Here is a 12,531-nt window from a genome sequence, read left to right on the forward strand (position 1 = left end):
AATTCTAATATAGGATTGACAAAGCACGAAAAAACGATGAAGGTAATTTCATATAATGTAAACGGAATACGAGCGGCAGTAAAAAAAGGTTTGATGGAATGGTTGCAAGCTGCCAATCCGGATGTGCTTTGCTTGCAAGAAACCAAGGCGCAGCCTGAGCAAATAGACCATGAGCTAATAAAAGAAAGTGGCTATCATGGCTATTATCACAGTGCTCAAAAGAAGGGATATAGCGGTGTAGCTATTTTAACTAAAACGCAGCCCGACCATGTGGAAATAGGCTGTGGTATTGAATACATCGACCTTGAAGGGCGTATCATTAGGGCAGATTATGGAAACCTTTCAATTATGAGTGTGTACATTCCATCGGGAACAAATATGCTGCGCCAAGGACTGAAGATGCAGTTTTTGGCAGATTTTCAGAAGCATATTTCTGAGCTTCTCAAAGAACGTCCAAACCTGATTGTGTGTGGTGATTACAATATTTGCCATAAGGCGATAGATATTCACAACCCTATTCAAAATGCAAACTCATCTGGGTTTTTACCCGAAGAAAGAGAATGGGTAAGCGGATTTATCGACAGCGGATTTATTGACAGCTTTAGATATTTTAACCAAGAGCCGCATAATTACTCGTGGTGGAGCTATCGAGCCAATGCCAGGAATAATAACAAAGGCTGGCGTATAGATTACAACATGGCAAGCACTCCTTTGGAAGGCCGGTTGAAGCGTGCGGCTATTTTGCCCGAAGCCAAGCATTCTGACCATTGCCCCGTCTTGCTTGAGCTGGATTAAGGCAATTATCAATAACGCATTATTCATAACTTAAAGTAAAGGCTATCGCATGGTGTGGGTAGCCTTTCTACTTTCGTAGAATAATCTTATTTTCTATGAAACGAATTTTCATTTTAGCCCTTAGCGGTATTTTGTTTAGCTCTTGCGTGACTAGTAAAATCCACAAAGAACTACAAGCAAAGTATAAGGATTTGGAAGGCACCAACCTCTCTCTTAGAGAAGAGAATGATGCTATGAAAGCTAATTTGGGCACCACCCAGGATGAGCTTGACGCTACCAAGAATTCAATGGCAAAATTGCAGGAGGAGCACGATGCTTTGAAGAAAAGCAATGACGAATTGCAAACGCGCTATAGAGATTTGAATAAGAATTATGAGTTTTTGTTAGAAAACAATAATGCCCTTTTGGCAAGCAATCAGGCAGAAAACAAGAAGTTGATTGAAAAGCTAAATGTGCTTCAGCAGGAGCTGCAGGCCAAGGAAGATTCATTGACCAATGAGCAGCAAAAACTGGAATATTTGAGTCAGGAATTACAGAAGCGCGAAGCCCGTGTATACGAATTGGAGTCAATGATTGCTGAGCAAAACAAGCAAGTGGATGCTATTCGTAATCGTTTGAAAGAAGCACTTTTCAACTTTGAAGGAAAAGGACTTACAGTGGAGCAGCGCGATGGTAAGGTGTATGTTTCTTTGGAAAATAGCCTTCTATTCCCGAGCGCCAGCTGGAATGTGGATGGAAAAGGAAAAGAGGCCTTGCAGGAATTAGCGAAGGTACTTGCTGAAAACCCTGATCTTAATGTAATGGTAGAAGGTCATACAGATGCTGATGCTTTTAACGGAAAGACTGCTGTGAAAGACAACTGGGACCTTTCGGTAATGCGTGCTACTTCTATTGTAAAAATATTGACCGCCAATGAGGGTGTGGACCCGGCCAAGATTACCGCTGCTGGTAGAAGCGAATATATCCCTGTGTCAGATAACGACACTGTTGAAGGAAAAGCTAAAAACCGCAGAACAGAAATTATTATCACTCCGGATTTGGACGCTATCGTAAAGGTATTGTCTGAAGTAAAGGAGTAAATAGTAAGAGTTTACATTTCTCTACTTGTTGATTTAAGACGACCTTTCGGGGTCGTTTTTTTATTGTTTTTTGTCGGAAATACTCAGTGGTTTATTCGACCCCGATGGGGTCGTGATGATGAGGTGATTCTATTTTCTATTGACATCCGAACCCGCTGGGTTCGTTTAGAGCTTTTTGTTTTGAGCGTGTTTGTTTAACACTAAGAGTCAAATGAAAAAGAGTGATGTTTGATTGGGCTAATGATAGATGAACGTTCAGCAAATGCGAGATGTATTCAGTATACTTTCAGGATTGGTTGACCTCAGGGAGGTCAAATGTCAATAGAAAGATTGATCAGTACACATCAGGTCGACCCCAGCGGGGTCGAATATATATGCCAATTCGACCGGGATTTTTGATTTTGTCAAAATGACTATTTTCATAGTAAAACTAAGAAATGGCAAATACCTATTCTCAACTATATGCACATGTGATTTTTGCAGTGAAAAATCGCGAAGCCTTAATTCGTGAAGAGTTTAAAGAAGAATTGTATAAATACATTTCAGGTATTGTAAACCACAAAGGGCAAAAGCTTTTCGCGATAAATGGTATGCCAGATCATATCCACATCCTTTTAAGTCTATCTCCGGATTGTCCCTTGTCAGAATTGGTTAGAGAAATAAAAAAGTCTTCTAACGGCTTCATTAAAGAAAAAGGTTTATCCAAATTTCCCTTTGCTTGGCAAGCAGGTTATGGGGCGTTTTCCATAGGTGCTTCTCAAATTTCGAAGGTTGTAAATTATATTGAAAATCAAGAAAAGCATCATACTAAGAAATCCTTTGAAGATGAATACAGAAGTTTTTTAGAAAATTATCAGGTGGATTTCAAGGATGAGTATTTGTTTGAATTTTTTGATAATTAACATTCGACCCCGCTGGGGTCGCTCGCCCATGGCGACTTTATTTCTATTGACATTTGAACCCAGAGGGTTCAATGTTTGAGGATGTAACCACATAGCTGTAATGTCCTTTTTACACTAGGTTGGTTGATTCCTATTTAATTTTCTGAAACATTAACACACCACTCCTCTTAAATCGATTCTAACTATGACGTTTGTTTTTACTGATAAGTGAACTAGCTACGTTCGCTGTCACACCTGAGTATTATCAAAAAATCGTAGCAGAGTTTGTGGGGCTATACTGTCGAGCAAGGATTTCACCTAAGTGTTTATTCGTGATCACTGCGAAATATGGGCTTGTCCTAATGTGGGTGCGTGACCTCAGAGAGGTCACATATCAATAGAAATAAGAATGTTATACCAACACGACCCCAGCGGGGTCGTATGTTTATGTTATTTATTTCTTCCCAAACCGATCCCGCAATTTGGTTGTAGGGATTTCAAAGTATTTATACAACAGAATAGAACCAAAAAGAGAAACGAATAAGTACATGACAACTCTCAAAACATCTAAACCTAAAGTATGCTCAGCAAGCTCTCCGCGGAGGGTTAAAGGAATGATAAAGCCCTTCGTGAGGGTGAAATGAATCAAGTACATGGAGTACGAAACAAGACTGACCAATGTAATGCCCTTGGCTAATTTTCCTTTTCCTGTTTTTACAGAAGTAAGAATAGGTAAACACAGGAATACTCCGGTCGCAAATACCAAAAAGGAAAGTACTGTGTGGTAAAAGTAATTGCCTTCGAAAACTTCTTTAGCGTAATGAAAGCACACCTGATTAAAAATGATAAGAATGAGGCCTAACCACATTTTTAACTTGGGTTTAGATAACCAGCCCTTAGAAAAGTAGGTTGAAAGGTAGGCTCCCAAAACCCCCATCATTAGCGAGTCAAAACGTGTGATTACCTGCTTTCGGAAAAAATGATCGTAATCCTTTAGGCTGGCAATTTCCACCACATTAAAACGGTAAAATCGAACCCCGATGGACAGTGCTATAAATGCGAAGATTAACCATGGAAACCATTTTTTTAGTGAAGTTTCACTTTTGAACATAGCAAAGCTGGCCAAGGGAAAAAGAATGTAAAACCATTCTTCTACTGCTAGGCTCCACACTTCCTGAAAGAAGTGTGGATGAGGGCTGGCGAAGTTTTGTAGAAAAAGAACGTAAGGAAACATGTCCTTTATTTGAATATCCCAATAGTACCAGCCTAAAACCGTCACAACTATTAAAATCAAAAAGTAATTCGGAAGCGTACGAAACCATCGTCTTATCCAAAATTGACGAAGCTCGTTGAAGCCGCCACCATGGGATCTGATACGCTTCATAAGAATTCCACCTATCAAAAAGCCACTGAGGACAAAGAAGATGGAAACGCCATCTAATACCAAAAAACTTAGTGGACGAATATTAAATTGATGCTTGAGCATAGGCAAGCCATGACCATAGATGACAAATAGAATGGCTAGGGCACGCAGAATGTCAAGCCCATAGATGCGCTTGCTTAGGTCCATGTCTATATGGAAAAGTTTCTTTAGGATATTACGCCTGTTTTTGAGTTTTGGTGAAAACCGACACAATAATACAAAAGGGAGGGCCGACTACCTTGCGGTAATCGACCCTCCCAGAAAAATATATAGTGAAGGGGATTACATCTCTTCTACTTTAGCAATCGTATAGATTGAACCGTTTACACTATGAGCACTATTTTCTTCTAAGAAAATCTTATTTCCATCATCATCGGTCAATACAATTTGACCGCTGGTAGAAGTACTTACATCAAAATCAGCACCTGCATCAGATGAAATTGTTCCATTATTGGTAGCCTCATCTTTTAGGTTTAAATAACCGTTAAAAATAAAGGTGCTCATTAGTTCAGCTTTATCATCAGCTTCCATCTCGGCATAGATATTTGCCATCGTCATTCCAGAAATACTTAATAAATCGGAGATGTTTAGCTCAAGTAAAAGTTCAGCAACAGTGCTTACTCCAAACTGTGTGAACAAAGAAGTCTGCGCACTGGCATCCAAAAGATTGTTAAGATCATCTACATCTAAAATGGCAGCTAGATTGATACTCAACATACTTTGAAGTTCGTTTTCATCAGCTACAATCACTGTAGACATACTGGTTTCACTTTCCAATCTGTTTTTGATATCTACATCAGCATCAGCAATTAACGTTAAGAAAAGTGAAGTCTCACCATTATCTTCTGCTTCCTCCGCATCTTCAAGGTTTTCATAATTGGTCTGTGCGCTTAATACCGCATTAATTTCAATTACAGAACCATTAGTAGCAGAAATTGTGGTGCTACTTGCGGTGCTTGCACCGTTGTCATCACCACCATTAAAAATTAAACGGGTGTTGTTATCATTCTCAATGAATACAGAAAGCTTACCGTTGTTGTCATTATCGGCATAAGTTTCGATGTATCCATCTTGAATCGCATCAATATCAAATTTACCGTTGATAGCATGGTACATAATTAATTCGGCAAAAGCCTCATCTCCCAATTTGCCTTTCAACTCCGTCATGCTACTTACGTTCATCTCCACAAATAGATCATTGAATGCATCATTGTTAGCAGCGAATACGGTGATATTTGCGCTACTGTTTGAAAAGAACGAAGATTGATCAGACTCTTCAATAGCCTCATTCATCATGCTATACTGCTCTTCTTCCTCCATTACCTCTTTTACCGTGGCATCCTTTTGCGTGGGCTTCGTGGTGGTATCATTGTCATCATCTTTACTACAACTTGCCATAAAGATCACTCCTCCGGCTAATAGTAGTTTTCCGAAATTTTGGGTTAGCATTTTCATAAGTTTCAAATTTTAATTTTTAGTTAATAATGTGTGCTAGCTACGCCAATATATACGCAAGGGGTGGTCATAAAGTTCAAAATTTCTTTTGCTCACCCCATTTTGGGAAAGGGGTGAGCATCACTCCATGGCGGGACATCGCTGAACTACAGTGGATTAATTTTTTTTGAAAAAAAGTCAGATTCCACAAGATTTTGGTGGGCTTTTAGGGGGTGATTGATAACTAAAAGTGGAAGAAATACTTACTTCCGTAATAAGTCTAGGGTGTGCTGAAGTAAGTTGGTTTCACCAATCTTTCCATGTCCGGGAATTACACTCTTGAGGTTAGGATACTTGTCGATTACATTATTTATTGCCTGTGGCCAATTTTCAAGATTGGCATCAGAAAGATTTCCCAAAGTTTTTGAATCGGCCGATTTTACCATACAGCCACCAAAAAGGACTTTTTCATTAGGAAGATAACATACAATATTGTCTGGACTGTGGGCTTCTCCTGGGTAAAAGGTTTGTATTGGTGAATCATCCAAAAGGAAAGTGGTGTCGCTGTGAAACACAAAATTGCAATATGGTTCTTCAGTATGGAGCTTACTGGTTTTGTAAAAGCAATACGAAGGAATGTTGTGTTCTTTCAAAATGTCCATACCCGCTGTACAATCATCATGAAAGTGGTTTGGTATAAACCCAATAATCTTTAACTGCATTTCCTGCTCCAGATGGTCAATCAGCTTAATGGTAAGAGAGTCATCCATTGGGGTGTCTAGAAGCCATGCTTTAGAACCATTTATATAAATCAGCCCATTGGAAGGAAACTTTCCCCATTCCGCTAGTTTAGTTAGAGAAGTGTGTACATAAACATGTTCCGTGAGTTTCTCCAAATAAAGGTTTGGCGAGATATTTACCTTTTGGCTATAAGCCGAAAAGCATAGTGTAAAAAGCACTAAGAGCAATATGTGCTTAGCGTAGTTCATTAGCCAAAAAGGTGTTGAAACACTTCCTCAATCTTTCCGCAACGAACCACTTTAATGCCAAATTTACCTTCCTGTAATTTGTTGTGGGAACTGATAAACACCTGATCAAAACCCATTTTTTCTGCTTCGCTGATGCGTTGCTCAATTCGCGATACAGGACGAATTTCACCGCTTAATCCAACTTCAGCTGCAAAGCAAATTTTAGGAGGCAAGGCAATATCTTCATTTGACGAAAGTATGGCAGCCACTACGGCCAAATCAATGGCTGGGTCATCCACTCGGATTCCTCCTGTGATGTTTAGGAAAACATCTTTGCTGCCTAAATGAAAACCACAACGTTTTTCGAGAACGGCCAAGAGCATGTTCAATCTGCGGGTATCATAACCGGTGGTGCTGCGCTGAGGTGTACCATACACGGCTGTGCTCACCAAAGCCTGAATTTCAATAAGCATCGGGCGAATGCCTTCCAAAGTAGCAGCCACAGCATTTCCGCTAAGATCTGCATCACGCTTGGAAATTAGTATTTCACTCGGGTTGCTTACTTCACGTAGCCCTTCACCTACCATTTCATAAATGCCCAGCTCATGAGTAGAGCCAAAACGGTTTTTGTTGGCGCGAAGCAATCTGTATACATGGTGTCTATCGCCTTCAAACTGAAGAACGGTGTCCACCATGTGTTCCAATATTTTGGGCCCTGCAATGTTTCCATCTTTGGTAATATGGCCAATCAGGAAAAGGGGAGTGTCTGTTTCTTTAGCAAACTGAATCAGCTCAGCTGCGCATTGTCGGATTTGCGAAACACTTCCGGGAGAAGATTCTATGAGTTGTGAGTGTAGCGTTTGAATAGAGTCTACGATCACCACTTTCGGCTCATTGAGTTCTATTTGTCTAAAAATTTCTTGTGTAGACGTTGCGGTAAGAATGTAGCAGTCGTCATTTTTTATACCAATGCGCTTGGCACGAAGTTGCACTTGCTGCTCACTTTCTTCGCCACTTATATAAAGGCATTTTTGGTTGAGGCCCAAAACCACCTGAAGCATCAATGTACTTTTGCCAATACCCGGCTCGCCACCAATTAATGTTACCGAGCCATCTACCATGCCGCCACCCATTACGCGATCTAACTCGTTGTCATTAGTGGTGGTGCGCACACTTTGCTGGGTTTCTATATCGCGAATAGATTTCACTTTGCTTGGTGCAATACTACTACTTCCACGCTGTGGACTGCTCTTCCAACTCACAGCTTTGCTGGCAGTGGTTTCCAGTACTTCCTCTACAATTGTATTCCATTCGCCACAGCTGTTACATTGCCCCATCCACTTGCTGTGCTGGGTGCCGCAATTCTGGCAATAGTAAGTTGTTTTGGGTTTTTTAGCCATGTGGCAATTTTACGGAAAAAGGGGGAGGTAAGTACGCTTATCTGCACTATCTGATAATGGTAACCGTACCCTTTTTTTTAGAATGAGAGGAACCTTTAGAATTAGTATAATCTACAACCCAGAAATAGACCCCGTCAGCAACATTACCTCCATCCCATCTAAAGTCATTATTCGTTGTTTCAAAAACGAGCATTCCCCAGCGATTAAAAATGGAAAGATTAATCACACATTCGGTGCTTATTTCCAGCGCTTTAAAGTAATCATTAGTGCCATCATTATTGGGGGTGAAAACATTTGGTAATGAGATATCACACGTGCAGTTTTTAAAATCTACAAATGCTTCTTCATAAATAGTGTCACATACATTGGTCACCTCTACCCAATAAAGCCCATTTTGAGTTGGATAGATGGTAGAAGAGGTTTCTCCCGTACTCCAGAGAAGAGACACGTCAGAAGCTCGATACGAAAGAAAAGCAGCCTCATCGTTGCAAAAAGTAATATCCTCCAGTTGATTTGTTAATGCAGGCTTGCCAATAATTTCTATGGTATCTGAAATTTCTAAGCAACCATTGGAAATCCGAACATAGTATGTCCCTGCTTTATTAATGGAAATAATTGAATCCATACTCCCGGTACTCCATAGGTAATTTAGCTGTGAACCCATTCCAGCGTTCAAAACAATGCTGTCTCCGGCACAAATCTGGGTGTCTTTTGGTAAACTAAGACTTGCCCTTGAAGGCATGGGGTCGTGCCATTTTATACACACATTGTCTAAAGTACCTGTTAATTCTCTTCGCAATTCTCCATTTATAGTATTACCGTGCTGTACATGAGTTAGGCCATCTATATTACCAGGGTAAGTTAGCATAACAGGCGACCCAAGTAAATGATTTGTATAGCCACTATCAGAATATACACTTAATTGCACCTGATTCTTTTGCGCCTTTGCTAGCGTAATAAAGTATGTAGCTCCTAAGGAATTGGCAATAATGCGCTGTGAGGGGTGCAAGTTAATAGAATCGCGCGCAATAATATGAAAGAATAAATCACCATTGGGTGGGTTTTGTGCGGAATAGTTTAGCAAAAAACCATCTTGATTTCCTTTTTTGCGTCCCGTGCATGGTGGATCTGGGCAATCACAGTTAAAGCTGTTTGTGCCTGCGGTTAAGCCTAAAATTACATGACCAGAATAAGGCAGATTGTTTTTGGAACCAACCGAACTAGGCTTAAATTCGAATTTCACTTCCCAGCAATCATTTTCATCAATTGTCCTTCCTAGGGGTCTATGAAGTCTTTTCTGAAATTCCCTGCATTTTGCCCCATTTATAAAATGAACTTTTCCATTTATAATTTCAACCTCACTACCAACTTGAGTCCATCCCGTGCTGGTTGTATAGTCGTCAAAAAAGTTGCATTGTGCTTTTACATTGCTGTAAACAAAGTTAGTAGCTATAACAACAAACAAGTAAAGGGGTTTCATACATAATGCAAAATAGATTTTTTTTAAATCATTTTAGACAACCGTTCAGTTCAATGAGTAAAAGATTATTTACAATTATTAATGGCTATGATTTTTGAGAGCGGGGAATAATATGCACACATTTGGTTCAAAACGAGGAGTGCTTGAAGGCGATTTTTACTTTGTTGCCAGTAGGCAATTGCATGAAAAATGAGGAGATAATCACAGTTTGCAAACTTGTGTGTGCCTTGGGGTTTTTTAAGCTTGTGAAATGGAGCTCTTAGAGATATCCTAATTTACTCCCCCGGAAAGTATTGCTTATATAGTTCATCAATAAAACCAAAAGCAAAAATTCTAAGATTGGCTTCGGTGGACAACAATAGGACAACATCATTTTTTTCTACTTCCTTCATGGTGTTTACATCTTTTACCAATAAAAGTTCTTGGTAGCTCTCGGGGTAAATGGTGACGTTGTAAAACCAAAATTGCCCATTGTCAAATGCCCGCTCTGAAAGTTTCCAGTTATACATATCCCAATAAAAACTATCTGCAATTGTCAGTACTTTTGGGTTATTATCCCCGGTTGTTATTTCCACTTCAGGGTAACCCATTTCTAAATCTGGAATATTGATAAGTAGATTCATTCCTTTTTCGATGTCATCAGCAGGATGTCTCATTTTACGAGTACGAACGATATCTGTTATTTGCAGAGGGGGAATGTATTTTTCTTCTTGAATGGAATTGATATACTTAATAGTTGAGTCGGCCACAAGTACATTTCCATAGTTGCTCCAATGGGTTCCGGTTTTTGGGAATAGTGGATAAGGAGATATTTCTTTTTGCTCCTCAAACCATTTCTTAAAATCAAGTAGATGAATGTCAGTTTTGGCAAGCTCTTCAATGTATACATCGTAATTTGTGGTGGTTCGGTTTTTAATATCAAACCTATCTGGAACAAACTCTGGGTAAAAACTAGCTTTTCCGGGAGCCAGCATTACGATGAGGTCAACTCCCTTTTTGGATAAGGTGTCGGACACCCGTTGCAGTTTCTCCACTTTAAGCTTGATGCTATCAACTCCAATAAAATCTTCGCCCTTATAGGCGTTGATGTATTGTACTTCATAAAGATAGTTGTCTTTGCCTATCACGGCATTTGCAAGGTGAGCTTGGTTGTAAAGTGAAAATGAAATTTGATTATAAACCCTCACAAAGAAAGGCTTGAAGCCAATATTAAAATTAAGAAATTCCTCTTGTGCTGATTGATAGTCACCTTCAAACCAATTAGACCATGTAGCTTCAGGTGTGGGCGGAGCAGTAAATGCTCCATCCAGAGGAATTACATATGAAAAGTGTGTGAAACGCTGAATCATTGGGACAAACAACGCTAGTAGGAGTAGCGAAAACAAAATTCGTTTTATAATAATATGGACCCCTGATTTATTCATATCTAAAACCTGAAATAAATAAACGGATTAAAACCAGAAGTGGAGATAGAGCTGTACGAAAGCAGTAGCAAAGCGGAACTGATTATAATAAGTAGGAGGTGCTGCCACAATGCATATCTATTAGTAAAAAAGAATGCTTGCACCAGTTGCTTTCCTTTTTTGAAACCTGCTAAAAATGAAAAGAAAATGGCAAAAATCACCACGAAGCTAAAACCTGGTGTCAGATTGAAGGTAGAAGAAAAGTCAAAGGAAAAAAGGCTTTTTAGGTAGCGCTGAATTTCTTCTAAGGTTTCTAATCGAAATATAACCCAGCCAATCATAACAACAAAAAAGGTGAAGAGAATTGAAGCGAATTTGCCAACCTTGTTTAAAAAATTTAGAAGGAACAGCCTATCTAAAATAAGGAATACACCGTGGTAGGCTCCCCAAATAACAAAATTCCAAGAAGCGCCATGCCAAAGGCCCGAAAGCACAAATACAATCCAAAGATTTAAAAAGTGGCGATATTTGGATGAAACGCGGTTGCCACCTAGGGGAATGTATAAGTAGTCACGCATAAAGTTTCCTAGGGTGATATGCCATCTTCGCCAAAATTCTGAAATACTCTTGGATACATAAGGTGAGTCAAAGTTCTCTGGAAATCTAAAACCCATCATTCTTCCTAGTCCAATAGCCATATCGGAGTAGCCGGAGAAATCAAAATATATCTGGAAGGTGTAGGCTAAGATTCCCAACCAGGCATTGGCGAAGCTCAAGTTTGTTAGATTGCTATTAAAAATCAAATCTGCCTGCTCGGCCATTACGTTAGCTATTAAAACTTTTTTGGCTAAACCAATGCAGAACCTATAAAAACCGATGAGCTTGTCATCGATGAGGTCTTTCCTACTTGTAATCTGGTCAGCAATATCATGAAAACGAACAATAGGGCCGGCAATCATTTGTGGGAAGGACATTATATACACTAAGTAATCGGTCACTTTTTGAAGTGGGGCGTGCACTTTTCGGTATACATCTATGGAATATGTAAGTGTCTGGAAAGTGTAAAAGGATATCCCAATGGGTAGGATTACCGAGGTCCAACTGATGGATTCTATGCCAGATGATAGAAGCAGTTGATTTACATTTTCTACAAAAAAGTTGGCGTACTTAAAGTAAATTAATAGCCCAAGGTTGATTGAAATAGATAGTGATAGTAGGAGCTTTCTATGCAATTTTACTTCGCTGCGATGAAGACGGGATACTATATAAAAGTCGATGATAGTGGAAGCGAGAATTACAAAAACAAACTTTGGAGCTCCCCAACTGTAGAAGAAAATACTCGCAATTAAAAGTGTGTAGTTTTTGAATTTTGCTGGAACAAGGTTATAAGCCAGCAAGAATATTGGCAAAAAGTACAGTAAAAAGATAGTGCTGCTAAAAACCAATTCGTAAGTCGAGTTAATCGGGGTAGCTGGTTATTTCCTCTTGGAATACTAAAGTTTTATTACTCGGCCTCAAACCTACCAAAAATATCAATCTAAAAGCTTTTGAAAATTGGGTGTTGCTTTCAATTTTGCAATCATCAATCACTTTGCCTTTTTTCAGATGCCGCTTAATACATTCTCTAAAAGTCATAGGAGAGAGCTAGGTATCTACTCAGTAATTAAT

The 12,531-nt window shown here is 39.4% G+C and carries 10 protein-coding genes; 3 read left to right on the forward strand and 7 right to left on the reverse strand.

Annotated features, from left to right (window positions below; genetic code table 11):
* The first annotated feature begins 36 nt into the window (after nt 1-36).
* The 3 genes from OWEHO_RS13175 to tnpA all read left to right on the forward strand — a co-directional run bounded on the left by OWEHO_RS13175 (nt 37) and on the right by tnpA (nt 2,776).
* Nucleotides 37-795 (forward strand): exodeoxyribonuclease III, encoded by a 759-nt coding sequence (locus OWEHO_RS13175; RefSeq protein WP_014202983.1) that lies wholly within the window; start codon nt 37-39, stop codon nt 793-795.
* A gap of 95 nt (nt 796-890) precedes the next feature.
* Nucleotides 891-1,874: an OmpA/MotB family protein gene (locus OWEHO_RS13180; RefSeq protein ID WP_014202984.1), complete on the forward strand. Its 984-nt coding sequence runs from the start codon at nt 891-893 to the stop codon at nt 1,872-1,874.
* Between the two features lie 437 nt (nt 1,875-2,311).
* Nucleotides 2,312-2,776 carry an IS200/IS605 family transposase gene (tnpA, locus tag OWEHO_RS13185; RefSeq protein WP_014202985.1) on the forward strand — a complete coding sequence of 155 codons (465 nt, stop codon included), beginning with the start codon at nt 2,312-2,314 and terminating at the stop codon, nt 2,774-2,776.
* A 433-nt stretch (nt 2,777-3,209) separates the two neighbouring features.
* Here the strand turns inward: tnpA and OWEHO_RS13190 are convergent, their stop codons facing one another.
* The 7 genes from OWEHO_RS13190 to OWEHO_RS13220 form a co-directional block, all read right to left on the reverse strand.
* Nucleotides 3,210-4,325, reverse strand: coding sequence for an acyltransferase family protein (locus OWEHO_RS13190; protein WP_014202986.1), 1,116 nt, complete (start codon nt 4,323-4,325; stop codon nt 3,210-3,212).
* A gap of 135 nt (nt 4,326-4,460) precedes the next feature.
* Nucleotides 4,461-5,633, reverse strand: a complete 1,173-nt coding sequence (locus OWEHO_RS13195) for a fasciclin domain-containing protein (RefSeq protein ID WP_014202987.1) — start codon at nt 5,631-5,633, stop codon at nt 4,461-4,463.
* 242 nt (nt 5,634-5,875) lie between these two features.
* The gene (gene bla / locus OWEHO_RS13200) at nt 5,876-6,601 is read right to left on the reverse strand and encodes a subclass B1 metallo-beta-lactamase (protein WP_014202988.1); all 726 of its coding nucleotides are present in this window, start codon (nt 6,599-6,601) and stop codon (nt 5,876-5,878) included.
* Nucleotides 6,601-7,980 (reverse strand): DNA repair protein RadA, encoded by a 1,380-nt coding sequence (gene radA / locus OWEHO_RS13205; RefSeq protein ID WP_014202989.1) that lies wholly within the window; start codon nt 7,978-7,980, stop codon nt 6,601-6,603. Before radA ends, bla begins: the two co-directional genes overlap by 1 nt.
* 46 nt (nt 7,981-8,026) lie before the next feature.
* Nucleotides 8,027-9,460 (reverse strand): gliding motility-associated C-terminal domain-containing protein, encoded by a 1,434-nt coding sequence (locus OWEHO_RS13210; protein ID WP_014202990.1) that lies wholly within the window; start codon nt 9,458-9,460, stop codon nt 8,027-8,029.
* 275 nt (nt 9,461-9,735) lie between these two features.
* Nucleotides 9,736-10,809, reverse strand: a complete 1,074-nt coding sequence (locus tag OWEHO_RS13215) for an alginate O-acetyltransferase AlgX-related protein (protein ID WP_041627615.1) — start codon at nt 10,807-10,809, stop codon at nt 9,736-9,738.
* 77 nt (nt 10,810-10,886) lie between these two features.
* A complete protein-coding gene (locus tag OWEHO_RS13220) occupies nt 10,887-12,272 on the reverse strand; it encodes an MBOAT family O-acyltransferase (RefSeq protein WP_223252691.1) in 1,386 nt (461 codons plus the stop codon).
* Nucleotides 12,273-12,531 lie beyond the last annotated feature (259 nt).

The organism is Owenweeksia hongkongensis DSM 17368 (genome assembly GCF_000236705.1).
Taxonomy (GTDB): domain Bacteria; phylum Bacteroidota; class Bacteroidia; order Flavobacteriales; family Schleiferiaceae; genus Owenweeksia; species Owenweeksia hongkongensis.

Excerpts from the sequence above, each read along its gene's own strand:
- OWEHO_RS13210 (WP_014202990.1), bottom strand. The coding sequence starts at position 9,460 with ATGAAACCCCTTTACTTGTTTGTTGTTATAGCTACTAACTTTGTTTAC.
- OWEHO_RS13180 (WP_014202984.1), top strand. The coding sequence starts at position 891 with ATGAAACGAATTTTCATTTTAGCCCTTAGCGGTATTTTGTTTAGCTCT.
- tnpA (WP_014202985.1), top strand. The coding sequence starts at position 2,312 with ATGGCAAATACCTATTCTCAACTATATGCACATGTGATTTTTGCAGTG.
- OWEHO_RS13215 (WP_041627615.1), bottom strand. The coding sequence starts at position 10,809 with ATGATTCAGCGTTTCACACACTTTTCATATGTAATTCCTCTGGATGGA.
- radA (WP_014202989.1), bottom strand. The coding sequence starts at position 7,980 with ATGGCTAAAAAACCCAAAACAACTTACTATTGCCAGAATTGCGGCACC.
- OWEHO_RS13195 (WP_014202987.1), bottom strand. The coding sequence starts at position 5,633 with ATGAAAATGCTAACCCAAAATTTCGGAAAACTACTATTAGCCGGAGGA.
- OWEHO_RS13175 (WP_014202983.1), top strand. The coding sequence starts at position 37 with ATGAAGGTAATTTCATATAATGTAAACGGAATACGAGCGGCAGTAAAA.
- OWEHO_RS13190 (WP_014202986.1), bottom strand. The coding sequence starts at position 4,325 with ATGGACCTAAGCAAGCGCATCTATGGGCTTGACATTCTGCGTGCCCTA.
- bla (WP_014202988.1), bottom strand. The coding sequence starts at position 6,601 with ATGAACTACGCTAAGCACATATTGCTCTTAGTGCTTTTTACACTATGC.